The following is a 22,480-nucleotide window of genomic DNA, read 5'->3' as shown; positions in this document are numbered from 1 at the left end:
AATAGTGTTTGATTTGTTTTTAATTTCTAAATTTGTAAACTAGTTTGAAACATCAAAATATTCAAACGATAAACTTTAAAAAAAAATATTATGGCATTAGCAATAACAGATGCTACTTTTGAAGAAGTAGTTTTGAAATCAGACAAACCGGTAATGGTGGATTTTTGGGCAGCATGGTGTGGACCTTGTAGAATGGTAGGTCCAATCATTGATGAATTGAGCAACGAGTATGAAGGAAAAGTTGTTATAGGAAAAGTCGATGTCGATGCAAACCAGGAATTTGCTGCTAAATACGGAGTTAGAAATATCCCAACAGTCTTGGTTTTTCATAAGGGTGAAGTAGTAGGAAAGCAAGTAGGAGTTGCTCCGAAACAAACTTACGCTGATAGTTTAGACGCTTTGTTGTAATCTGTAGATTACGATTTATATAGAATCCATAAGGATTCAGAGAGAAGGTTTGGCGAAAGTCAAGCCTTTTTTTTTGTTCAGGCCGAATTTATTTCAGCTTCTTGATTTACTTTTGTTTCTGTAATGGTTTAATTTTTAAATCGTTAAATCTTTTAATATATTTGGAATATGAAGATCGAATCGCAAATAGAGAAAATTTCTAGTTTTCAACATCTGGAGTTGCTGGCAAATCAGGTTGTGGAGGGTTTTATTTCAGGCATGCATAAAAGTCCGTTTCATGGCTTTTCGGCAGAATTTGCGGAACATAAAGTTTACAATGTAGGCGAAAGTACCAAACATATTGATTGGAAATTGTTCGCTAAAACCGATCGCTTGTACACTAAGCGATTTGAAGAGGAGACAAATTTAAGATGTCATATCATTATTGATAATTCGTCATCGATGCATTATCCAAAATTAAAAGACAGTCAGAACTTCTTTGAGAACAAGATTGGATTTTCGGTTTTGGCTTCGGCGGTTTTAATGAATCTGTTGAAGAAGCAGCGTGACGCTGTTGGATTAAGTGTGTTTTCAGATGCATATGAGTATTACGCGCCTGAAAAAGGCAGTGATCGCCATCATAGAATGATTTTGAACGCGCTGGAAGGACTTTTAGAGAAAACCGAGGTTAAGAAAAGCACTGATACCATTACATTCTTGCATCAAATAGCGGAGAAAATTCACCGCCGCTCTATGATTATATTATTTACTGATATGTTCCAATCGGGCAATGAGGAAGCGCTGTTTAATGCGTTGCAACATTTGAAACACAATAAGCATAAAGTGGTTTTATTTCATGTTGTCGATAACAAAACAGAGCTAAATTTTGACTTTGATAATGCTCCAAGGAAGTTTATTGATGTCGAAACAGGAGAAGAAGTAGCGATTTTTGCCGATAATGTGAAAGAAGAATACGAAAAACAGGTAGAAAGTTACTTTGAGAAGTTGGCTTTAACATGTTCTCAAAACCGAATTAAGTACATTCCGGTGAGTGTAGATGAAAGTTTCGAAAAAATATTAATGACCTACTTAGTTGAGAAACAAAACTTTGGATAATAAGGTGAAATTTTATCAATTTTTTTTTCAAAAAACGCTTGCGTAAACGGAAATCTATTGTATCTTTGCCACCGCAATAACGCAGAGGTTTGGTAGTTCAGTTGGTTAGAATACATGCCTGTCACGCATGGGGTCGCGGGTTCGAGTCCCGTCCAGACCGCAATATTGGGGAAAGCCTTTCGTAACAGAAAGGCTTTTTTGCCCCATAAGGTTTTTAACGTTAGTTGTGTTGTTTGCTACGAATTTGTAACTCGTAGCGGGTTTAGTAGTTAGACCAATGAAAAGCTTTCCACTTTTGTGGATAGCTTTTTTAATTTTAAGGTATTTTATAAATTAAAACAACTCGGATTTGTATTGCCATACAATCCAGATAAACAATCCCAAATACATTACACAAATCACAAACTTCATGAAACTGGAAGCCAGAAACCCCACAAAGGAACCTGCGGCTGCTTTCAAAGCTCTGTTGTGGTCTTTAAAGTCATAAATAAGTTCACCTATCAGCGCACCTACAAACGGCCCTATAAGGAAGCCAAAAGGTATTGGAGCAACAATCCCGATAACCAATCCGATGTTTGTCCCCCAAATGCCATACGAGCTTCCGCCAAATCTCTTGGTTCCTTTAGCCGGAATCACGTAATCCAGAACGGATATAACAACAGTAATCAGTAAAGCAATTCCTAAGATCCAATAATTAGCCGGAACCGCTTTTGTGAGATAAAGTAGTGCTAATCCAATCCAACTTACACTTGGACCGGGTAAAACCGGTAAAAAACTGCCTAATAAACCTGTAATAATGCATGCGAAACCAAGAATTAAAAGTAAGATATCCATAAATTTATTTTTAGTAATTTTGAAAACATAAAAGCAAAACGTATTTAGCTGATGAATAGGACTAAATTAATACACTTATTTTCAGTAACGCTCTTCTTTACTGTTTCTTTTAGCTCGGTATACGCTCAGGAGACAAAGGAAAGTGGTAATGATCTGCTTTTGAAAGAGACCATTTACAAAGAAAACAAGATAAAAGTATTGAATTTTTCCTTGAAAGAGTTTGATGCACTATTCTTTGAGTATTTTGATAAAAAATCCAACCCTGGTCTAATATTGACAAAGGAGGAATATTATAAGTATACGATTAAGATTGCAGCTTTTTCAGATCGATTGGCGGCTTTGTATCCGGCTGAGAAAGAAATAGCTGCTGCCAACAAAAAGAAATGGTTCGCCGAAACCTATGAAGATTATTTGGTTTACAAAGCCTCTCAGAAAAAATAATTGTATTTTTATAAAATATTAGTTCCATTCAAAAATAAAGCCTTGAAGCAGTATTTCCTCTTTTTAGTATTTCTAACGTTCAATTCCTGTCAATACTTTGACAAACAAATTCCTTCGGAAAAGGAATTGTTGCAAAAGGAATTAAAATCCATCAACTGGAAAGAAGTCGATGAATACCCTTCGGTAGTAGATTGTGAAAAAATAGATGATAAGAAACAACGCCAACAATGTTTTTTTGAAGTTTTAACGCAGCTCATTCAGCAGAAATTGAGCGTTGATACGTTGTCGGTCCTCTATCCTGAACTCGATACGATTGAGGTTAAAGTTACTGTTTTCCCAAATGCAACCCTGCAATTTGAGCCGCAATTTCCCAAAGATTCGGTGGCTTATGACACGATAAAAATTGACAGTATTCTGAAAGCCCGTTTAATTGATTTTCCAAAAATAAATCCGGCCATCAAACGCGGAATCCCAGTAAAAACACAATTTATTCTTCCGGTAATTCTAAAAGTCGAATAGTTTTTTAGGAGCTATTTCCAGCTGTACACTGTATCTTTTCCTTTTTAAAGAAAAAAGAAAAAGGATGCCGTTTCCATCTGGGCTAGGGTTTAAGTGCAAATTAGAATCTTCTGCCTTTCCATTCGTATTTTCCAAACAACGAATACAAAGCCACACTTGCACTGAAAAAAGGATACAAAAAACTGCTAAAAATCAAATACTGTATTTTGGTTTTGGTTAAAAATTGAGTGGTATTGTATATTAAAATGGTATCTACAATGAACTTAAAAAAAAACAGTAAAACTATATTTTGAATCGGAATAACGCCAAACACACAGCACCCAAAACCTATAACCAAACTCAAATTCCCTCCAAATACTAACAGCCCCAATCCTTTGCCAAAACCGCTTTGATATGAACTCGTTTTCGACGCCCAACGCACTCTTTGATAAAACAAGGATTTCCAATTATCCAATGGTTTTGTGATAACAATATTATTTTCAGATTTCAAATAATGAACTTTTTCAGGGGATTTTGCAATTGCTTTTTGCAAAAGGAAAACATCGTCGCCACTGGCGATTCCATCGTTTCCTTCAAAACCATTGAGCTCTTTAAAAAAGGATCTCGTGTAAGCAAAATTAGCGCCATTGCACATGAAACCTTTCTTAATTCCAAAACTCCCAATGGTTGCACCCTGTAAACTCGCCAAATCCAACTGCTGGAAATGATGCAGAAATGAATTGCCGCAATCATACGTTACCGCGCCTGCAATCATCGCAACATCGTGCACCTGTATGTAATTATCCAAGGTTAATAACCAATTTGCATTGACTACACAATCGGCATCGGTGGTGATAATCCAGTCTGTATTTATAAATTGCATCGCAGTTACAATCGCATCTTTCTTTGGTGAATTGGAAACCCGAATGTTCTTTATTATCCGAACACTGAACACTGAGCACTGAACACTGAACACTTCTTTAGAATCATCATCGACCAAAATTACTTTGAATAATTCGACAGGATAATTCAGCCTCGACAAACTTTCTAATAAAACAGGCAGATTTTCGCCTTCATTCCGGAAAGGAACGATAATCGAGAATTTTGTTTTTGGCTTCAAGTCGGAATATTCAATTGTATTTACTTTGGTAAAACCATAAATCAGTACAATTATCGCCAGGCAATAAAGGAGGATTATTATTAGTAAAACAATTGTAATCATAATTATTTTATAAAGTTTCGTCTCCCTCTTCTTTGGATAGTCCCGAAGCTTCGGGAGGGGAGAGGACTTTAAAATTCAAAACATAATAGGTGCCAATTATCACCGGTAAAACCACATTCAAAAACCACATTAAAGTCGAAATGAAAATAACAATCCATTCGTTAACGCCCAAAATTCCAAAGAAATAAACGGCGACACTTCCTTTTACGGCAAAGTCCAAAAATTGAAAAGTAGGCAAGGAGGAAGCTAAAAAATAAACGGATGAGATGGTGGCAATCAAGGTAAAATAAGGTAAATCAACATCAAAAGCCAGAAACAAAAAGTAGTATTGGTGCGAAAAAACAACATAACGACAAATGCCCAAAAAGATATTTTTTTGATGAATGGGTTTTGGGATTTCATTAATTTTGTGAAGCAGTTTTTCGATGGAATACCCTTTGATGGTAATTTTTTTGACCGAAAATAAAACTATGAAAACGAGTATTAGAAAGCCAAAAAGCAGCGCAACCGTTTTTGTAGTAATCACATTGTACTGCGCATTGAAATACAACAACCCGAAAATTCCAAAAATAACAGTCAATATCATTTGGATTCCGTTGCAAATCAAGTTCAGGAAAATCACTTTTTTAGTGTTTGATTTATCAAAAAACAATGCTTTTCCAGCATATTCGCCAACTCCATTCGGCGTGAAAAGTCCCGCGGTTAATGCGCCAAGAACTTGTTTAGTTGCTTCTCCTAAAGAGATTTTATGGATAAATTCGACTAAATTCTGCCATTTCAATATTTCAAAAAACCGATTCAAAACACTTAAAAACAAAATAAACGCGATTCCGCCAATGGATTGATTTTTTTGGAATAAAACAATGAATTTCTGCCAATCCAGTTTGTCGTTATTGGCTAATTGATTGTAAATAAAATAAAACGCACCGCCCACAATCAAAACTTTGATTAGAAGTACGAGGAATTGCTTAGTTTTGTGTGGAATTGAAATCATTGTTACAAAGAAACGAAAACTTTGAACTTCGAACTTTAAACTTTAAACAAATCTTTTGTCAAACGAACGCATCATATTAGGAATTGACCCAGGAACGACGATTATGGGTTTTGGATTGATAAAAATTGTCAATAAAAAAATGGAGTTTTTGCAACTGAATGAACTGCAATTGTCAAAATACGACAATCATTATCAAAAACTGAAAATCATTTTTGAACGCACAATTGAGCTGATTGATACACACAATCCGGATGAAATTGCAATTGAAGCACCTTTCTTTGGAAAAAACGTACAATCGATGCTAAAGTTGGGACGCGCACAAGGCGTTGCTATGGCAGCGGGACTTTCGAGAGACATTCCAATCACGGAATATGAACCCAAAAAAATAAAAATGGCGATTACCGGAAATGGAAATGCCAGCAAGGAACAAGTTGCCAAAATGCTACAGCAACTTTTAGGACTGAAAGAATTACCTAAAAATCTGGATTCAACTGATGGATTGGCTGCAGCGGTTTGTCATTTTTTCAATTCTGGAAAAGTGGTTGGCGAGAAAAGCTATACCGGTTGGGATGCTTTTGTAAAACAAAACGAAGAACGAATAAAAAAGTGATCAGTGGTCAGTATTTTAGTGTTCAGTTGCTTTGGGCAGGTATGATTAGTTAGTTTTCAGTAATTTTAATTAAGTTAGAGTATTTCGTTTTTTAAAATGTATCATATGAGATTCCAAGATTTATTAGCCTATAAAAAATCGTTCGCATTAGCAATGAAGGTTTTTGAAATAACAAAATCATTCCCAAAGGAAGAAACCTATTCATTGACAGATCAAATTCGGCGCTCTTCAAGAAGTGTTCCTGCAACTATTGCTGAAGCATATAGAAAGAGGACTTATCCAAAACATTTTTATAGTAAGTTGACTGATTCTGATGGAGAAAATTCAGAAACGCAAGTTTGGTTAGAGTTTGCCGTTTCTTGTAAATATATTTCTGAAGCTATTTATCAGGAATTTATTTCTGAAAGTTTAGAAATTGGAAAACTTGTAAATTATATGATATTGAATCCTGAAAAGTTTGGAGTTAAAAAGGAGTGATCATTATTTAAAATATATATACTTTCTCAGGACTGAACACTAAAAATCTGACCACTGACCACTTTCTTATAACTAACCACTAATAAATGAGCGGAATATACATTCATATCCCTTTTTGTAAGCAGGCGTGCCATTACTGCGACTTCCATTTTTCAACTTCGATGAAGAAGAAAGAAGAAATGGTTTTGGCTATTGCCAAAGAAATTCAAATGCGTAAAAGCGAGTTTGAAAATGATCCCGAATTCTCGGGAGTCGAAACTATTTATTTTGGTGGAGGAACGCCAAGTGTTTTATCTTCTGAAGAAATTAATTTTTTGATTGCTGCAGTTTATAACAATTATTCTGTAATTGAAAATCCCGAAATCACTCTTGAAGCAAATCCTGATGATTTGTCAAGTGAACGAATAATTGAATTATCTAAAAGTAAAATCAACCGATTAAGCATTGGGATTCAATCGTTTTTTGAAGATGATTTGCAAATGATGAACCGGGCTCATAATTCGGCGGAAGCCAAAAAATGCTTAGAAGAGACCACCAAGTATTTCGGCAATATTTCCCTTGATTTAATATATGGAGTTCCAGGAATGAGCAATGAGAAATGGAAACAAAATATTGAAACAGCACTGTCTTTTGGTATCCCACATATTTCGAGTTATGCCTTGACGGTAGAGCCTAAAACGGCTTTGAATAAACTGATTCAAACAGGAAAAATTGCGGCGCCTAAGGATGAAGTCGCCCAAGAGCATTTTGCTATTTTGGTCGAAAAGCTCGAAGGCCATGATTTTATTCATTACGAATTATCGAATTTTGGTAAGGAAAACTATTTTTCAAAAAATAATTCGGCGTATTGGTTAGGGAAAAAATACATGGGTATTGGTCCTTCGGCGCACAGTTATGATGGTATTTCGAGAAGTTGGAATGTGTCAAATAATTCTCTTTATATAAAATCCATTCAAGAAGACAAATTGCCCAATGAAATAGAAATCCTTTCGACAGCGGACCGTTATAACGAATATGTTATGACCGGTTTGCGAACGATTTGGGGCGTTTCTTTGGATAGAATTAAAACCGAATTTGGAAGCGAATATTTAGACTATCTAAGTAAGCAAGTCCAGAAATTCCTTGATGATGATTTAGTTTTTATTGAAAATAATATCTTGAAACCAACACCAAAAGGAAAGTTTTTGACGGATGGAATTGCATCAGACTTATTTATCCTGAACTAGTTTCAGGATCTGTTAATTTTTAACCGATTTTATATGGAAAAAGGATTTACATATATTTTGACTAATAAAAACGCTACTATTTTATATGTAGGAGCAACCAAAAATCTTAAAAACAGAGTTGATTGTCATAGAAATGGTACGGCTGCAGTTTTTACAAAAAAATATAATGCTACAATTTTAATCTATTTTGAAGAGTTTGCTGATTGGAGTGATGCTTTTCAAAGAGAAAAACAACTTAAAAATTGGCATAAAGACTGGAAATGGAATATTGCAAAACTTTCAAATCCTGAATTAAAAGATTTATATTTGAACTTATAAAGTATCTCCAGATGAGATGCTGAAATAAATTCAGCATAAATGATAGCAACCATCAACAACGAATTTAAAATTGATCTATCAAATCCCATTGATATTTCGATTCCATTGTCGAATACTGATGAGAATCCAATTGCTTGGTATATCGACAAGCCAGTCATTGAACCCGTAGTTTTTGGGGATTGGATAGGCAAAGTTTCGGAAGGGAAATCCTCGACAAACTTCAACAATATTTTCTTCAATCCGCACGGACATGGGACTCATACCGAATGCTTGGGACATATTACACGGGAATTTTACAGTATTAATCAAGCGTTGAAACAGTTTTTCTTTTTGGCTGAATTGATTTCGGTTGTGCCGGAATTGCAAGGAGAAGATTTGGTGATTACTTTGGAAAGTATTTCGACTGCGCTCGATGTGACATTGAAATTAGGTCTTCCAAAAGAAGCCTTAATCATTAGAACACTTCCTAATTTTAAAATAAAAAAATCTTTAAAATATTCGAATACCAATCCGCCATATCTTTCTGAAGAGGCTGCGCGTTTCATTCGCAAAAGCGGAATTCAGCATTTATTGATTGATTTGCCAAGTGTCGATAAAGAAAAAGATGATGGAAAATTATTGGCACACAAAGCATTTTGGAATGTAACCGATGTCAACAATCTAAATGACGATGCGCGATTGGAATGCACGATTACCGAGATGATTTTTGTGTCTAACGAAGTGAAAGACGGCAGTTATTTGCTGAATTTACAAATCGCATCTTTTGAGAATGATGCGAGTCCGAGTAAGCCGATTTTGTATTCTATTTTAAATGATGAAGTATAAATTTTGAATGCAAATAATTTCAAAAAATGAACTTAGAAACGTATTACGAATATTGTCTTTCCAAAAAAGGAGTGACCGAACATTTTCCTTTTGATGAAGATACTTTAGTTTTTAAAGTGGGTGGAAAAATGTTTGCATTATCATCTTTAAGTCAATGGGAGAAAGGACAACCATCCGTTAATTTAAAATGTGATCCGGAGCGCGCTGAGGAATTGCGTGCTGAATACGATGATATTCAACCGGGATTTCACATGAGTAAAACCCATTGGAATACAATTGCTGTAAATGAATCAGTTTCGGATGCGCTTGTTAAAGAACTGATCGATCATTCCTATGAATTGGTTTTCAAAAGTTTAACAAAGAAATTGCAAATCGAAATTCAGGAATTAGAAAATTAGGCATTACTTTTGCGAATAAATTTGGATTAAAATTAAAAATACACACTGAAGTAAATTCAGCATATCATATGAAAAAACAATTTAAAAAGTTTTTAAACGAAGAACAAGACCCAAAAGCTATTGAAAAAATCGCTTCAAAATTGAGTGATTTATTGATGAAAAATGAAGAAATAGGCTATATAGCTGTTCAAAAAAAGCCAGCGATTACCGTTTTGCCGGATAGTATTGTGATGACGAATAAAAGAATTATCATCTGTCAGCCCAAAAACCTGGGACTTTCAATGAATTTTATTGATTACACTTGGGACGAAATTGAAGGTACTTTTGTCAAAGAAAATATTCTGGGTTCTGAGTTTTCTTTTACAACCAGAACTAATATGGAAGTTTCTATAGATTATATTCCTAAAATCCAGGCGCGAAAGATTTTTACGTATGCGAAAGAACAATTGGATATACTGAAAGTTGGTTCTGTGTTAAACGCAACCATGATGGATGAAGTTCCGGTTTTACCAATAGAAGAAGTGGAGATTATCGAAGAAATGGAAACGGAAGAAGTGACTAATTTTGCTGAAATAATGCCTGTTTCACAACCCAATTTCATTGCGGAAAATCAAGAATTCCAAGAAGTAGCATTACCATCAAAAGACAAATCGTTAAGTGATTTATCACAAGATGAACTTTTTGAAAAATTACAGAATTATAAAAAATTACTAGACAATGGGTTGATTTTACAAGGCGAATACGACGTTTTCAAAAAAGAAATTTTGAGTTATATGTAATTAGTCTTAAAGCCGAAAGTCCTAAAGTCAAAAGATTTTTTACTGCCTTTTGACTTTAGGACTTTTAACCTTTGACTTAAAGCGTTCTTTTCTGCTTTTCTACAAAATTATTGGATTGTAATTCTAATAAATCAGTAGCGTTTTTCCGCTGTAAATCATAAAGTTTTTTATCGTCAGCAATATCTCCGTATACTTTATCGTGCATTGTAGCACTAGTTTTTACCAATAAAGTACGTTGGTATTTGTCTTGTTCGATAGTTGCTTTCAAAGCTGTTTCCAAATCTTCCAGTTTATAATCATATTCCCCTTTTGGAGATAGAAGTTTGGCAATAATAGGAGAAGTTTCAATAGCTAAAAACAAGAGCATGATAAAAAACGAAGGCAGCCACGGTAATTTATCCAAGGCATTGATTCGTGCCATTAAACCGTCAAATCCATCAATAATAGGTTGGGTTTCGATAACTTTCTTGTCTAAATCTGTTTGCAGGGTTTTGGTATTTTTCTCCATTTCGGCAATTTTAGCCAAGTTGGTTTTTTGTAAAGTATCCAGTTCTTGTTTAGCCAAATCATGTTTGGCAATTTTTTCTTTAAAAACAGGACCTTTACCTAATTTTTTGGTTCCAGCGGTTCCTTCGGCTTCGGTGATATAGGTTTCATACAGCGTATTTACTTCTTTCTCTTTGTTTGTGATTTCCGATTTTAGTTTATCGATTTCTGTTTTATTTTTATCCAAATCGGATTTGAAATAATTCGCTACTTCTTTTTTATTATTCAAAGCCATCGCATTTTTCTCTTTCAACAAAACGGTATTGATTTCTTTTTCGAAGATTTTAATTTCTAATGGCTTGGAAATTACTATTGCAATAATTACCGCTAAAATAATTCGGGGAGTTGCCTGCAGGAATTCACTTCCTGTTTTATCTCTTTTACGAATGGTGGAAACAATAAAACGGTCCAGATTGAAAATAAGTAAACTCCAAACAATACCAAATGCAACTGAGGGATATATGCTGTCAAAGACGGTGAACAGTGCATACGAACTGGCAAGAAAAGCCATGACCGCGGTAAAAAAAACGGTGGCGCCAATACCTACATATTTGGTTTGTTCGCCTTCGGAACAGCCTTCAAGTAAGTCTTTATCGGCTCCAGAACAAAGGATGAAAAATTGTTTTAACATGATTGATGATTTTTTGATTGCTTCGCCAGTTTGCTATTCCAGCTCGGGTGATTGATAATTGCAAATTTAACGCCAAAAAATGAAAATTGTTATATAGGGCTGATATGTTTTTATTTAGCCTTTTATATAAAAAAATAGAGCCGCTCTTTACGAACGGCTCTACAGGTTTTTGAATTATAATTAACTTAAGCTAAAGGAGCTCCTGCCATAATTTCAGCATTAGCAAATTCTTCAAATTTGGCAAAATTAGCTTTGAATTTTTCAGCTAATTCAATTGCTTTTTTATCGTATAGTTCTGGATCTTCCCACGTGTTTCTAGGATTTAATATTTCGCTAGGAACATCTGGACAGGTTTGCGGTTTTGCAATTCCAAATACCTTATGATTTTCGTAAGTCACATCGTCCAGTTCTCCGTTTAAGGCAGCGGTTATCATGGCGCGCGTGTATTTTAATTTCATGCGGCTTCCTATTCCGTAAGGTCCACCTGTCCAACCTGTATTGATTAACCAAACTTTTACATTGGCATCTTTCATTTTCTTACTCAACATTTCAGCATATTTTGTTGGGTGTAATGGCATAAAAGGTGCGCCAAAACAAGCCGAAAAATTAGGCTGAGGTTCTGTAATTCCAGCTTCGGTACCCGCTACTTTTGCTGTGTAACCGGAAATAAAATGGTAAGCAGCCTGTCCTGGAGTCAGTTTCGAAATTGGAGGCAATATTCCGAATGAATCGGCCGTTAAGAAAAAGATGTTTTTCGGGTTTTTACCAATAGAACCCGGCTGTATGTTGTCAATATGAAAAATAGGATAACTCACTCGGGTGTTTTGAGTGATAGAGATATCTTCAAAATCAACTTCATTGGTGTCCTTATTAATGATCACATTTTCAAGGATTGCTCCTTTTTTTATAGCTCGAAAAATGTCTGGTTCATTTTCTTCCGAAAGGTTGATCACTTTAGCATAACAACCTCCTTCAAAGTTGAATACTGTGTTTTCATTTGTCCAGCCATGTTCATCGTCACCAATTAATTTTCTGTTTGGATCTGCTGACAAAGTTGTTTTTCCGGTTCCTGATAATCCAAAGAAAATTGCAGTATCACCATCTTTTCCAACATTGGCACTACAGTGCATTGGTAACGTATTTTTGAAAACGGGTAAAATGAAATTCAAAGCAGAGAAAATTCCCTTTTTCATTTCACCTGTATATCCAGTTCCGCCTATTAAAACAATTTTTCTGGTAAAATCAAGAATTGCAAAATTGCTTTGACGTGTTCCGTCTACCGCAGGATCTGCCATAAAACTTGGCACACAAAGTAAAGTCCATTCAGGAGCGAAGTTTGCTAATTCTTCCATTTCTGGTCTCAAAAACATATTGTAGCAAAATAAATTTGCCCAAGGAGTTTCTGTAATTACCCTAACATTTAATCGGTAGTTTGGGTCAGAACACACATAAGAATCTCTTACATATACTTCTTTATTGGATAAATAAGCAGTAACCTTATTATATAATGTGTCAAATGCTGCTGGTTCAAAAGGGATGTTTACCTTCCCCCACCAAACTTGATCTTCACTAATACTGTCTTTTACAATATATCGGTCTTGTGGCGATCGTCCGGTGTACTCTCCGGTATTAACAGCTAAAGCTCCATTTGAAATTTCAACTCCTTGTCCTTCGCTTACCGTTATATCGTGTAATTCTTCAGGAGATAACTGGTAATGAATTTTGGCATTTTCAATTCCTAATTCTTTTAACGAAATCGATTGCGAGGAAAGCGTGCTATTGTCCATAAATTTATTGTTGTAGTTACTTTTTTATAGACTGCAAAAGTAGAAATTATATTTCAGTTAGCCTTTGATTCTTTTAATTTTGTGAATTTTTATTTAAAGATGATACTAGTAAAACGCCCCAAGCTACTATTAACAGTAGTCCACCGATGGGTGTCAAAAATCCAATTGTTTTAAAATCAAAAGATGTCAGGTCGTTTGTAGCCAATAAATAAATCGAGCCTGAGAATAAAATTACACCCAAAATGACCAAATAGTAGATAGTTTTTTTTGCTTTTTCAGTGATGTTGTCCAGCATCCCTATTAATAGTAAAAACAACGCATGGTACATTTGGTAGCGTACACCGGTTTCAAAAGTCACTAATTGCTCCACAGAGAGTACTTTTTTTAGAGCATGTGCTCCAAAAGCACCCAAAATTATAGCGATCATGCCTAGAATGGCGGCTGTTGAAAGTAACTTCTTTTTCATTTTGCTTGTCTTTACTGCAAAAGTATTTCATCTCAAATGAAATTAAAAGTATTTACAACTATTGTTTTATTTTGTTAAGGTTAAATACTAGGAATGCTTTTTTCTTTATCCAAAATATTTCACTTCAATTTGTTATAAATACAACATTTTTGTATGTTTGTGTTATAAATATATAAAAATGAGAACAATTTTAATCATTGGGGCAGGAAGATCAGCTTCATCTTTGATTCAGTATCTTTTAAATAAATCTGAAAAAGAGGATTTGCATCTTGTTATTGGTGATTTGTCTTTGGCTTTAGCCCAAAAAAAGACAAACAATCACCCCAATGCAACGGCAATTGCCTTAGATATTTTTGATGAAGATCAAAGAAAAAAAGCCGTGCAAATTGCTGATATTGTCATCTCGATGTTGCCGGCTCATTTGCATATTCAGGTGGCCAAAGATTGTATTATTTATAAAAAACACTTAGTTACCGCTTCTTATGTGAGTGATGCCATGCAGGAATTAGATGCTGCCGCAAAGGAAAATAATCTAATTTTCATGAATGAAATTGGACTTGATCCAGGCATTGACCACATGAGTGCGATGAAAGTGATTGATGAGATTAAGGAAAAAGGCGGTGAGATGATTTTATTCGAATCCTTTTGTGGCGGACTTGTAGCTCCGGAATCCGATACGAATCTTTGGAATTATAAATTTACCTGGGCACCACGCAATGTAGTTCTTGCGGGTCAGGGTGGCGCTGCCAAGTTTATTCAGGAAGGGACTTATAAATACATTCCGTACTGTAATTTGTTTCGCAGAACCGAGTTTTTGCAAGTGGAAGGATATGGTCGATTTGAAGGCTATTCGAATCGCGATTCGTTGAAATACCGCAGTGTGTATGGTTTAGATAATGTACTTACGTTATACAGAGGAACGATCCGAAGAGTGGGATTCTCGAAAGCGTGGAATATGTTTGTGCAATTAGGAATGACGGATGACAGTTACGTTATGGAGGATTCGGAGAACATGAGTTACAGGGAATTTGTGAATTCTTTCCTGCCATATCATCCCACGGATTCAGTAGAAATTAAAACCCGTTTGATTCTCAAGATTGACCAAGACGATATCATGTGGGACAAATTATTGGAACTCGATTTGTTCAATCCAAACAAGAAAGTAGGTTTGAAAAATGCTACTCCGGCACAAATTCTGGAAAAAATATTGACGGATAGTTGGACACTTCAGCAAGATGATAAAGATATGATTGTCATGTATCACAAATTTGGATACGAATTCAATGGCAAAAAAGAACAAATAGATTCCAAAATGGTTTGTATTGGTGACGATCAAACCTATACAGCCATGGCAAAAACAGTGGGTTTACCCGTTGCAATGGCGACCTTATTAATCTTGAATGGTAAAATCACAACTCCGGGAGTGCAATTGCCCATTCGTAAGGAAGTTTATGAGCCTATTTTGAAAGAATTAGAAGAATACGGCGTTGTTTTCAAGGAACAATCCATGCCGTATTTAGGATACAATCCGGATAAAGAGTTTAGTTAGTAGTTTTTTTTAGATTTTTAGTTTGATAAATCCGCTCCTCTTGAAGCGGATTTGTTTTTTGAAATTCTTTATTTATGCTGAGCGTAGCCAAAGTATGGGCGTGACCCTGCAAATTGCTTCGTCGTTCCTCCTCACAACTTCGGGTCGGGCTGTTCGCTGCAATCTTTATGTTTTTAAAGAAAAAACATAAAGCATTTTCGCTGCCATCCCTCACGCAACGCATTCCAATGACGCGCCTTTTTTTACTGAATTGTAAGAAAATTTTAATATATTTGAAATCAGGTAAAGCGAAACAAATCTTCGCCAATCTACCCAATTTTGTTGTATATGTGAAGGTTTGTTTCGTCTATATACAAGTTACCTGCCATTTCTAAAAAAAAATGAGAACACATCAACAATTTATTAGCGAGTTAAATACACTAATTAATTTTTACAGGTCGAGCTTATATGCTTACGACCAAACTGACTATTTTTTGTATCAATGGCGAAAAAAGAAAGATGATTTAATCGAAATTGACATAGAAGTAAATCCTCCAACTTTTTACAAAAGTAAAGTTAAAGGAGTAGTAAGTGAAAATCAAAAAAATTTAGCAGAAATTGTATTTGTACGTTTTGTTTCTGCTTTAGAAGTTTTTCTAATCGATCAAATCCGTGAAATATTTATTTCTCACAAAGAACCTTTCAAAAAAGAAAATATTATTTTAGAATTTAAACAGTCAGACTTGCTTTCAATAAAATCTACAGCAGATATCTATAATCTCGTTATTTCTAAAGAATTGAGGAGGCTTTCTAGCGGTGGTTTTAATGAAATTGTAAAATATTATAACAAAACATTAAAAATTGATATTGCAAATATTTACCCTGGATTCAAAGTTATGGAGGAATACCATCAACGAAGACATCTTTTAGTTCATCGACTAGGAAAAACTGATCAATTTTATAGAGATAAATATAATTATCAAGGACATAACATAACAGTTGAGAATTTTTATCTTGAAAACTGTTTTGAAGATTTTAAAAAATTTTCTGAAGAAATTTTAGAACAGGTTAAAAATCGATCTAAAGAAAATTTTTCAACGCAAAAAAACAATAAAAAGCCTGAAGCAAAATGTCAAATTGAAGTAGAGTTTTCTAAAAAAACAACACCAATATTTGAATCTAATTATGAATTTTGGGCGGGAGATGCATTGTATATGTTTAATAATATTTTCGATAGAAAAGTCTTTCACAGTCCTGAAAAACCAACTTTTTATCTTTCAGGAACTGCAATGCAAATTTTGGCATATATCGCAATAGTTGAAACGGAAATTAAAAGAAGTAAAATTAAAGCAATAATTGTATCAAAAATATCTAATCAAAATTCCAACAAACCAATTCTTTTGGACAAACACTTAATAGAAAAGATAAAGCTTAAACTTCCTGAACAGCCTTGGCAAAAAAATCAACATAAGCGAACCGCTAAAGAATTAGGACTTTCTAACGTAATTGTCTCAAAAGCGATAACCGAACTTATAAAAAACGGAACTTTTAAATCGCAAAGAGGAGGGAAAATATTGGGAGAATGAAACAGCAGGTAACACACGCTACAAACAATTTGGGTATTAGGCTTTATTTGAAATTGGTTTTGTATTTGGAAGATTTGGCAAATCCGAAAGATAACGCTGGATTTAGCCCAAACTGCTTGTAGTGCGGGAAAATTGGTGGATATGTTACCACAGAAAATACACAGAAAAAACAGAAAATATGAATAAAATTAGAATTTCAATTTTGCTTTTGACAATTTCACTTCTTGCGAGTTGTAATTTTCTTAAAGATAGTTTTACATTTAAAGATAAGACAAAAGAATTTGTGGAAACCTTAATGAAAAAGGACTATGACAAATGTGTTTCTCAAATGGCTTTGGAAAGTGAAATGGGTAAAAACACAAATATTGACACTTTAAAATTAGGTTTGGAAGAATTCCGTGGTTTAGTAGAAAAGAACTTTGGTCATAATTTTGAATATTCATTAATGAAATCTGAAAAGAAGCGTTCTACAGTTGAAAGCGAAAATACTCCTCCCAATACAACACTTGCATTAATAGAATTTTCAAATGGAAAAGAATTTGGTGTTTTTCAAGTTTTGTTTGATGACAATTCAAAAAAAATTATAAACATAAACACTCTTGATGTAAAATCTCCTTTGCCGAATATGATGCTATTTTGGTTATTCGGAATTTTACCATTAGCTGTTCTATTATTCAATATTTACGTAATCCGAGAAATTAAGAAAAGTACATTATCGAAAAAATGGTTAAAATATCTAGCTGTATTATTTTTCAACACACCAACTTTTACATATTCTGCTGTTGAAGGACTTTCATATAAAATTATAAATTTTCAATTTTTCTTTGGAATTAGTTTTAGTTTTATGGGGTTTCTAGGTTCAGTTTGGACTTTTGGAATTCCCTTAGGTGGTATTTACTGGTTATGGAAACTGAAACAACATAAAATCGATGAAGAATTTAATACGGAAGCGGAAAAACTTACAATGACAACTGAATAAAAACACAGCCACCAAGAGCAGTTTTGATATAGTGGGGTTTTAGTGGTATTAAAGTTTCGCATCAAGTTTAAACGCATAGTCATACCTGACTTTTCTTTCCATAAAAATACCCCCAAATAGTGTCTAACTTTTTGGGGGCAGTCTACTTTGAAGCGGATTTCTTTTTTACAATTACGCCTTTCCAGATTGAATTGTGATTGGTAAGCTGTACATTACTCTCACAGGTTTCTCGTTCATTTTACCGGGAATCCAATTAGGACATATACCTAAAACACGAACCACCTCTGTACCAATTCCGTATCCAATATCTCTTATGATTTTGATATTAGTAAGTCTGCCATCAAGTTCAACTATAAATGTAACGTAGACTTTTCCTTTAACATTATTTTTTTCAGCATCTAAAGGAATATTAAAATTGGTTCCCACAAATTTATAAAATTCGCCAATTCCTCCTGGAAAATCAGGTTTGGTAGTTATTCCTGCAGTATTATAAATGTCTCCAAATTCATCGCTGGCGATCAATTTTGAAGCTTCCGCCTGATAGTCTTTTTCTAAAACAGTAATTGTTTCATTATTTATTTTTACTCCTTGGCTGTTTACTCTAAATCCATATCTGTCGTAGTATTCTCTTTCTTTACCTTTGGTCACATAAAAATGAACCTCATTGTTGATATAAATATAGCCGTCATTTGCAGGATTACCGTTAATGTCTATGGAGCCTTTATCATTAAAATAGAGACTACCAATTTTGGTAAAATCTTCATTCTTAATTTTCACTACCTCTAGTTTTTTTCTTTTGATGGTGTCGCTTCGTTTTTCTGACTTTTCAATTTGCTGCAATTCACTTTTGGCAGTTGCAATCTTCTTATTTAAAATTGGTTGCTTTTGTACTGTAGTATTTTTCTTTTCTCTTGCAACAGTTTCTGTACATAAAGAAAATAATAGTATTGCAAGTACTGGAGCAATTGCTATTTTCTTAAGTATTGAAATGTTTTTTGATGTGGTTTTTGTCATCATAAGTAATCGTTTTTTAGTTATTAAATAATTCAAATTACTGGCCAAGTAAAAAGTTTTGTTCTCGTTCGCTTTCGATAGTAATAAAGATTGGTAGAACGGAACATTGTTATAGGAGGTCACTACTTTCTCATCGGCAAGAAATTCGTGGTTGAGTTGTATGGCTTTTTTGTAAAAAATAAAAATAGGGTTGAACCAAAAAACGGTTTTCAATAGTTCGATGAATAAAATATCCAAAGTGTGTTTTTGGGTTACATGCGTAAGTTCGTGTGTGTACAATTCAGCTTCAATTTCACGGTTGTTGTATTCCGCTTCGTTAATGAAAATTGCATTCAGGAAAGTATGCGGCAACGTTTTTTCGGGAACCAAAATCAATTTAGCATTTTTGTAATCAATTGCTGTATTCGACTTCATTTTAGACGAAATCTTGATGATATTACTGAAAAAACGTACCGCCAAAACGAGTGTTACTACAGCATACAAACTCCATAATCCTATTGCCAGATAGTTAGTTTCCTCCATGATTACAGCGCTTCCTTGCAGTATTTGGATATTTCCCGCATTGACTGTAGGTTGCGCTATTTCCTGAATCACTTCAATAGTTATAAATGGAATTACAATTGAAAAAACAAGACTGAACAACAAGTAAAACCTATTGAAAACGTGTATTTTTTCTTTTTCCAAAAACAAATAATACACTGCCAGTAGCACGAATAAAGTAATCGTCGATTTGATTAGAAAGTCGCTCATTTTTTCTTTTTTAGAATTTCACTGTCTATTATTCTCTTGAGATCTTCCAGTTCCGTTTGCGATAAATTGGTTTCGGTGGTAAAGAAAGAGGCGAATTGTGATGCCGAATTGTTGAAAAAATTACTAATCAATCCGTTGACGTGTTTCGAGAAATAATCGGTTTTTTTGACCAAAGGATAATATTCCCGTGAGTTCCCAAATTCATTATAAGCTACAAATTGCTTATCGATCATTCTTTTCAATAAAGTAGCGATGGTTGTGGTTGCGGGTTTTGGTTTTGGATAGGCTTCAAGCAAGTCTTTCATGAAGGCTTTCTCGAGTTTCCAAAGGTGTTCCATTACTTGTTCTTCGGCGTTCGTTAGTTGTTGCATGTTTATTTTTTATTTGGTGTAAATTTCTTCAATGGGTATTCCTTTTTCATAGATTTTGGTTCCTAGCAAAACGCCTTCGGAGTCATAGAATATCCATTCTCCTGCGGGCAGCCATTCTATTTTTGAATTTATAATGGCTTTATTGGAAACTCCTATTTGTTGAATTTTTCCTGTATTGTGGTATTTGATAATGTGGCAACTGTTTTTTTTATACTTTTCTTTTGTAGTTAATCGATCGCTGATATACTCTTTCCAAGTTCCAATCTTATCTCCTTTTTTGTATCTTCCTGTTGCGCTGGATTCGATGTTCATGAATTTTTCTGTTTGTATCCATTTGCCTGTTTTTAATCCGTTTTTGGTTTGATTAATTTTACAGCTTGTTAGGCTTATACATATTAAAAGGACGATAATTTTATATTGATTTTGGACTTTCATACTCTACAGATTAAAACATTGCTCTACAAATGTAGAATAAAAATTGAGATAAACAAATTTTAAAGAAAAAATATTTTGGAAATCAGCGGTTTGCGTTAAGGATTGAAGAGGAATTCCTTTTATTGGTTTCAAATTGCTTACGGGATTATGCAGTATCCGCCTGTTTTGGTTTAATATAAAAAGATTATAACCGCAGATTCGCAGATTTTAAAATAGCTATCAATGGGATAATTTCCGAATTTGCGTTAAGGATGGGAGTGGAAATCCTTTTTATTTTTTTATTTCAAAAAATAAAAAGATTGAGAACGGACAGCCTGACCACGCTGGAACGATAGTGGAAGCGTGGGAACGCCCAAAAAAAATCCGCCCTGTTTAGAGCGGATAAATTATTTAAGGAAAGGAATTTATTTTGACAACTCCACAAAATATTTGTAAAACAACGGAATGGTTTCAATTCCTTTCAGGTAATTGAAGATCCCGAAGTGTTCGTTTGGCGAGTGAATTGCATCGCTGTCCAGGCCAAATCCCATTAGAATAGTCTTGCTTTTCAGTTCTTTTTCGAATAAGGCAACAATAGGAATACTTCCTCCGGAACGCACGGGAATTGCGGGAACGCCAAAGGTTTCCGTATACGCCATGTTTGCGGCTTTGTAGCCAATGCTGTCTATTGGGGTTACGTAACCTTGTCCGCCATGATGCGGTTTTACTTTTACGGTAACGCCGGCAGGAGCAAGGCTTGTGAAATGTTTGGTAAACAATTCGGTGATTTCTTCCCAGTCTTGATTTGGTACCAAACGCATCGATATTTTAGCGAAAGCTTTGCTCGCAATAACCGTTTTAGCGCCTTCACCGGTGTAACCACCCCAGATTCCGTTGACATCGAGTGTAGGACGAATGGAATTTCTTTCGTTTGTTACATAGCCTTTTTCGCCATAAACGTCATTTAAGTCTAATGCTTTTTTGTAGTTTTCTAAATTGAAAGGCGCTTTGGCCATTTCAGCTCTTTCTTCCAAGGATAATTCTGCTACATTGTCATAGAAACCGGGAATGGTAATGTGGTTGTTTTCGTCATGAAGCGAAGCAATCATCTTAGACAACACATTGATAGGATTGGCAACGGCACCTCCGTACAATCCAGAATGCAAGTCGCGGTTTGGTCCTGTAACTTCTACTTCTACATAGCTTAAGCCGCGTAAACCTGTTGTAATTGACGGCTGCTGATTAGAAATCATTCCGGTATCCGAAATTAAAATCACATCGTTCTTTAATTTTTCCTGATTCCGTTCTACGAACCAACTCAAACTTTTAGAACCAATTTCCTCTTCGCCTTCAATCATGAATTTCACGTTGCAAGGCAGAGTATTCGATTGCACCATATATTCTAATGCTTTTACGTGCATGTACATTTGGCCTTTGTCATCACAAGAACCACGGGCAAAAATGGCGCCTTCGGGATGAATTTCGGTTTTCTTGATTACGGGTTCAAAGGGTGGAGAAGTCCATAATTCGATTGGATCCGGTGGTTGAACATCATAATGTCCGTAAACTAAAACGGTGGGTAATGCTGGGTCTATAATCTTTTCACCATAAACGATTGGATACCCTGGAGTATCACAGATTTCAACAAAATCGCAGCCTGCTTTTTCTAAACTGGCTTTTACGGCATCAGCTGTTTCAAAAACATCGTGAGAGTAAGCAGTGTCGGCACTTACGGATGGGATTTTTAATAATTCGATTAACTCGTTGATAAAGCGGTCTTTGTGTTCTTGAACGTATGCTTTAATATTTTCCATTATTTGAATTTTGTTTATATTTCAAAAGTACAAAAAAGAGTATGAATATTTTTTATCTAAATAGTTTTGAAAATTGGAAGTTAAGTGTATCTTTGCACCCACAATTGCGCGGATATGGTGAAATTGGTAGACATGCCAGACTTAGGATCTGGTGCCGCAAGGCGTGTAGGTTCGAGTCCTATTATCCGCACTTTAAGAACCCAAAACATTGATAATTAATGTTTTGGGTTTTTTGTTTTTTAGAGTTGCCCAACCATAGTCTAGAATATTATGAATCAAGTCCAAAGGCTTTCTTCAATTGATTTTTTTTTTTGGTTTTGCTTGTTTTGGGGTAACTTGTGTGGCCATTGTATTTGATGCTATTTCTGTAAAATTATATTCATCGCTAAGGCATTAAAAAATATTCCTTAGAGAATGTGGGAAACCATAAAGGGTATGCGTTTTTCAGATTAATTCCCAATAGTTTATT

General features: G+C 34.7%; 24 protein-coding genes and 2 tRNA genes. 16 read left to right on the top strand and 10 right to left on the bottom strand.

All coding sequences use genetic code 11. The annotated features are described in order from the left end of the window. Nucleotides 1-90: 90 nt before the first annotated feature. From trxA to E0F89_RS09300, 3 genes are all read left to right on the top strand, one after another. Nucleotides 91-408 carry a thioredoxin gene (gene trxA / locus E0F89_RS09310; protein ID WP_073020738.1) on the top strand — a complete coding sequence of 106 codons (318 nt, stop codon included), beginning with the start codon at nucleotides 91-93 and terminating at the stop codon, nucleotides 406-408. 168 nt (nucleotides 409-576) lie between these two features. After that, nucleotides 577-1,503: a DUF58 domain-containing protein gene (locus E0F89_RS09305; protein ID WP_131909528.1), complete on the top strand. Its 927-nt coding sequence runs from the start codon at nucleotides 577-579 to the stop codon at nucleotides 1,501-1,503. Nucleotides 1,504-1,589: 86 nt separating this feature from the next. Then, nucleotides 1,590-1,663 (top strand) — tRNA-Asp (locus tag E0F89_RS09300). Between the two features lie 173 nt (nucleotides 1,664-1,836). Here E0F89_RS09300 and E0F89_RS09295 read toward each other — a convergent pair. Continuing rightward, on the bottom strand, nucleotides 1,837-2,337 hold the full coding sequence (locus E0F89_RS09295) for a DUF456 domain-containing protein (RefSeq protein WP_131909527.1): 501 nt from the start codon (nucleotides 2,335-2,337) through the stop codon (nucleotides 1,837-1,839). A 51-nt stretch (nucleotides 2,338-2,388) separates the two neighbouring features. On the opposite strand from E0F89_RS09295, the gene E0F89_RS09290 reads away from it, so the two are divergent. Both E0F89_RS09290 and E0F89_RS09285 read left to right on the top strand, forming a co-directional pair. Beyond that, nucleotides 2,389-2,778 (top strand): hypothetical protein, encoded by a 390-nt coding sequence (locus E0F89_RS09290; protein WP_131909526.1) that lies wholly within the window; start codon nucleotides 2,389-2,391, stop codon nucleotides 2,776-2,778. A 42-nt stretch (nucleotides 2,779-2,820) separates the two neighbouring features. Then, entirely contained in the window at nucleotides 2,821-3,297 is a 477-nt protein-coding gene (locus E0F89_RS09285) for a hypothetical protein (RefSeq protein ID WP_131909525.1), read from the top strand. Between the two features lie 100 nt (nucleotides 3,298-3,397). On the opposite strand, the gene E0F89_RS09280 is transcribed toward E0F89_RS09285, so the two are convergent. Next, the gene (locus E0F89_RS09280; RefSeq protein ID WP_131909597.1) at nucleotides 3,398-4,495 is read right to left on the bottom strand and encodes a glycosyltransferase family 2 protein; all 1,098 of its coding nucleotides are present in this window, start codon (nucleotides 4,493-4,495) and stop codon (nucleotides 3,398-3,400) included. A gap of 10 nt (nucleotides 4,496-4,505) precedes the next feature. Next, complete coding sequence (locus E0F89_RS09275; RefSeq protein WP_131909524.1) at nucleotides 4,506-5,492, bottom strand: lysylphosphatidylglycerol synthase transmembrane domain-containing protein; 987 nt, start codon at nucleotides 5,490-5,492, stop codon at nucleotides 4,506-4,508. Nucleotides 5,493-5,547: 55 nt separating this feature from the next. On the opposite strand from E0F89_RS09275, the gene ruvC reads away from it, so the two are divergent. The 7 genes from ruvC to E0F89_RS09240 all read left to right on the top strand — a co-directional run bounded on the left by ruvC (nucleotide 5,548) and on the right by E0F89_RS09240 (nucleotide 10,125). Further along, nucleotides 5,548-6,102, top strand: coding sequence for a crossover junction endodeoxyribonuclease RuvC (ruvC, locus tag E0F89_RS09270; RefSeq protein ID WP_131909523.1), 555 nt, complete (start codon nucleotides 5,548-5,550; stop codon nucleotides 6,100-6,102). Between the two features lie 105 nt (nucleotides 6,103-6,207). Continuing rightward, complete coding sequence (locus E0F89_RS09265; protein ID WP_114755184.1) at nucleotides 6,208-6,579, top strand: four helix bundle protein; 372 nt, start codon at nucleotides 6,208-6,210, stop codon at nucleotides 6,577-6,579. An 86-nt stretch (nucleotides 6,580-6,665) separates the two neighbouring features. Continuing rightward, on the top strand, nucleotides 6,666-7,805 hold the full coding sequence (gene hemW / locus E0F89_RS09260; protein ID WP_131909522.1) for a radical SAM family heme chaperone HemW: 1,140 nt from the start codon (nucleotides 6,666-6,668) through the stop codon (nucleotides 7,803-7,805). 33 nt (nucleotides 7,806-7,838) lie between these two features. After that, nucleotides 7,839-8,123, top strand: coding sequence for a GIY-YIG nuclease family protein (locus E0F89_RS09255; protein ID WP_131909521.1), 285 nt, complete (start codon nucleotides 7,839-7,841; stop codon nucleotides 8,121-8,123). 39 nt (nucleotides 8,124-8,162) lie between these two features. Then, nucleotides 8,163-8,948 (top strand): cyclase family protein, encoded by a 786-nt coding sequence (locus E0F89_RS09250; protein ID WP_131909520.1) that lies wholly within the window; start codon nucleotides 8,163-8,165, stop codon nucleotides 8,946-8,948. Between the two features lie 26 nt (nucleotides 8,949-8,974). After that, nucleotides 8,975-9,346, top strand: coding sequence for an MmcQ/YjbR family DNA-binding protein (locus E0F89_RS09245; protein WP_131909519.1), 372 nt, complete (start codon nucleotides 8,975-8,977; stop codon nucleotides 9,344-9,346). Between the two features lie 68 nt (nucleotides 9,347-9,414). Then, the gene (locus tag E0F89_RS09240; protein WP_131909518.1) at nucleotides 9,415-10,125 is read left to right on the top strand and encodes a PH domain-containing protein; all 711 of its coding nucleotides are present in this window, start codon (nucleotides 9,415-9,417) and stop codon (nucleotides 10,123-10,125) included. A 76-nt stretch (nucleotides 10,126-10,201) separates the two neighbouring features. Here the strand turns inward: E0F89_RS09240 and E0F89_RS09235 are convergent, their stop codons facing one another. From E0F89_RS09235 to E0F89_RS09225, 3 genes are all read right to left on the bottom strand, one after another. Next, entirely contained in the window at nucleotides 10,202-11,302 is a 1,101-nt protein-coding gene (locus tag E0F89_RS09235) for a DUF4407 domain-containing protein (protein ID WP_131909517.1), read from the bottom strand. Between the two features lie 185 nt (nucleotides 11,303-11,487). Next, on the bottom strand, nucleotides 11,488-13,089 hold the full coding sequence (gene pckA / locus E0F89_RS09230) for a phosphoenolpyruvate carboxykinase (ATP) (protein WP_131909516.1): 1,602 nt from the start codon (nucleotides 13,087-13,089) through the stop codon (nucleotides 11,488-11,490). A 73-nt stretch (nucleotides 13,090-13,162) separates the two neighbouring features. Further along, complete coding sequence (locus tag E0F89_RS09225) at nucleotides 13,163-13,555, bottom strand: DUF423 domain-containing protein (RefSeq protein ID WP_131909515.1); 393 nt, start codon at nucleotides 13,553-13,555, stop codon at nucleotides 13,163-13,165. Between the two features lie 178 nt (nucleotides 13,556-13,733). Between E0F89_RS09225 and E0F89_RS09220 the strand changes: the two genes are divergently transcribed. From E0F89_RS09220 to E0F89_RS09210, 3 genes are all read left to right on the top strand, one after another. After that, a complete protein-coding gene (locus E0F89_RS09220) occupies nucleotides 13,734-15,104 on the top strand; it encodes a saccharopine dehydrogenase family protein (protein ID WP_131909514.1) in 1,371 nt (456 codons plus the stop codon). A 380-nt stretch (nucleotides 15,105-15,484) separates the two neighbouring features. After that, complete coding sequence (locus E0F89_RS09215) at nucleotides 15,485-16,669, top strand: hypothetical protein (RefSeq protein WP_131909513.1); 1,185 nt, start codon at nucleotides 15,485-15,487, stop codon at nucleotides 16,667-16,669. A gap of 178 nt (nucleotides 16,670-16,847) precedes the next feature. Continuing rightward, nucleotides 16,848-17,648, top strand: coding sequence for a hypothetical protein (locus E0F89_RS09210; RefSeq protein ID WP_131909512.1), 801 nt, complete (start codon nucleotides 16,848-16,850; stop codon nucleotides 17,646-17,648). Between the two features lie 171 nt (nucleotides 17,649-17,819). Here E0F89_RS09210 and E0F89_RS17355 read toward each other — a convergent pair whose 3' ends face one another. From E0F89_RS17355 to E0F89_RS09190, 4 genes are all read right to left on the bottom strand, one after another. Next, complete coding sequence (locus E0F89_RS17355) at nucleotides 17,820-19,412, bottom strand: energy transducer TonB (protein ID WP_131909511.1); 1,593 nt, start codon at nucleotides 19,410-19,412, stop codon at nucleotides 17,820-17,822. Next, nucleotides 19,409-19,783, bottom strand: a complete 375-nt coding sequence (locus E0F89_RS09200; protein WP_131909510.1) for a BlaI/MecI/CopY family transcriptional regulator — start codon at nucleotides 19,781-19,783, stop codon at nucleotides 19,409-19,411. Before E0F89_RS09200 ends, E0F89_RS17355 begins: the two co-directional genes overlap by 4 nt. Nucleotides 19,784-19,792: 9 nt before the next feature. Continuing rightward, the gene (locus tag E0F89_RS09195) at nucleotides 19,793-20,095 is read right to left on the bottom strand and encodes a hypothetical protein (RefSeq protein WP_131909509.1); all 303 of its coding nucleotides are present in this window, start codon (nucleotides 20,093-20,095) and stop codon (nucleotides 19,793-19,795) included. A gap of 527 nt (nucleotides 20,096-20,622) precedes the next feature. After that, nucleotides 20,623-22,011: a dipeptidase gene (locus E0F89_RS09190; RefSeq protein ID WP_131909508.1), complete on the bottom strand. Its 1,389-nt coding sequence runs from the start codon at nucleotides 22,009-22,011 to the stop codon at nucleotides 20,623-20,625. Nucleotides 22,012-22,119: 108 nt separating this feature from the next. Between E0F89_RS09190 and E0F89_RS09185 the strand changes: the two genes are divergently transcribed. After that, a tRNA-Leu gene (locus E0F89_RS09185) sits at nucleotides 22,120-22,201 on the top strand. The last annotated feature ends 279 nt before the right edge of the window (nucleotides 22,202-22,480 follow it).

It is taken from the genome of Flavobacterium caseinilyticum (assembly GCF_004349085.1).
Classification (GTDB): Bacteria; Bacteroidota; Bacteroidia; order Flavobacteriales; family Flavobacteriaceae; genus Flavobacterium; species Flavobacterium caseinilyticum.
This window is presented reverse-complemented; position numbering and strand designations above follow the sequence as displayed.

What these genes read in the sequence shown, in the direction of transcription:
- trxA (WP_073020738.1), top strand. Translation starts at nt 91, where the DNA reads ATGGCATTAGCAATAACAGATGCTACTTTTGAAGAAGTAGTTTTGAAA.
- E0F89_RS09305 (WP_131909528.1), top strand. Translation starts at nt 577, where the DNA reads ATGAAGATCGAATCGCAAATAGAGAAAATTTCTAGTTTTCAACATCTG.
- E0F89_RS09295 (WP_131909527.1), bottom strand. Translation starts at nt 2,337, where the DNA reads ATGGATATCTTACTTTTAATTCTTGGTTTCGCATGCATTATTACAGGT.
- E0F89_RS09290 (WP_131909526.1), top strand. Translation starts at nt 2,389, where the DNA reads ATGAATAGGACTAAATTAATACACTTATTTTCAGTAACGCTCTTCTTT.
- E0F89_RS09275 (WP_131909524.1), bottom strand. Translation starts at nt 5,492, where the DNA reads ATGATTTCAATTCCACACAAAACTAAGCAATTCCTCGTACTTCTAATC.
- E0F89_RS09265 (WP_114755184.1), top strand. Translation starts at nt 6,208, where the DNA reads ATGAGATTCCAAGATTTATTAGCCTATAAAAAATCGTTCGCATTAGCA.
- hemW (WP_131909522.1), top strand. Translation starts at nt 6,666, where the DNA reads ATGAGCGGAATATACATTCATATCCCTTTTTGTAAGCAGGCGTGCCAT.
- E0F89_RS09255 (WP_131909521.1), top strand. Translation starts at nt 7,839, where the DNA reads ATGGAAAAAGGATTTACATATATTTTGACTAATAAAAACGCTACTATT.
- E0F89_RS09250 (WP_131909520.1), top strand. Translation starts at nt 8,163, where the DNA reads ATGATAGCAACCATCAACAACGAATTTAAAATTGATCTATCAAATCCC.
- E0F89_RS09245 (WP_131909519.1), top strand. Translation starts at nt 8,975, where the DNA reads ATGAACTTAGAAACGTATTACGAATATTGTCTTTCCAAAAAAGGAGTG.
- E0F89_RS09240 (WP_131909518.1), top strand. Translation starts at nt 9,415, where the DNA reads ATGAAAAAACAATTTAAAAAGTTTTTAAACGAAGAACAAGACCCAAAA.
- E0F89_RS09235 (WP_131909517.1), bottom strand. Translation starts at nt 11,302, where the DNA reads ATGTTAAAACAATTTTTCATCCTTTGTTCTGGAGCCGATAAAGACTTA.
- pckA (WP_131909516.1), bottom strand. Translation starts at nt 13,089, where the DNA reads ATGGACAATAGCACGCTTTCCTCGCAATCGATTTCGTTAAAAGAATTA.
- E0F89_RS09225 (WP_131909515.1), bottom strand. Translation starts at nt 13,555, where the DNA reads ATGAAAAAGAAGTTACTTTCAACAGCCGCCATTCTAGGCATGATCGCT.
- E0F89_RS09220 (WP_131909514.1), top strand. Translation starts at nt 13,734, where the DNA reads ATGAGAACAATTTTAATCATTGGGGCAGGAAGATCAGCTTCATCTTTG.
- E0F89_RS09215 (WP_131909513.1), top strand. Translation starts at nt 15,485, where the DNA reads ATGAGAACACATCAACAATTTATTAGCGAGTTAAATACACTAATTAAT.
- E0F89_RS09210 (WP_131909512.1), top strand. Translation starts at nt 16,848, where the DNA reads ATGAATAAAATTAGAATTTCAATTTTGCTTTTGACAATTTCACTTCTT.
- E0F89_RS17355 (WP_131909511.1), bottom strand. Translation starts at nt 19,412, where the DNA reads ATGAGCGACTTTCTAATCAAATCGACGATTACTTTATTCGTGCTACTG.
- E0F89_RS09200 (WP_131909510.1), bottom strand. Translation starts at nt 19,783, where the DNA reads ATGCAACAACTAACGAACGCCGAAGAACAAGTAATGGAACACCTTTGG.
- E0F89_RS09195 (WP_131909509.1), bottom strand. Translation starts at nt 20,095, where the DNA reads ATGAACATCGAATCCAGCGCAACAGGAAGATACAAAAAAGGAGATAAG.
- E0F89_RS09190 (WP_131909508.1), bottom strand. Translation starts at nt 22,011, where the DNA reads ATGGAAAATATTAAAGCATACGTTCAAGAACACAAAGACCGCTTTATC.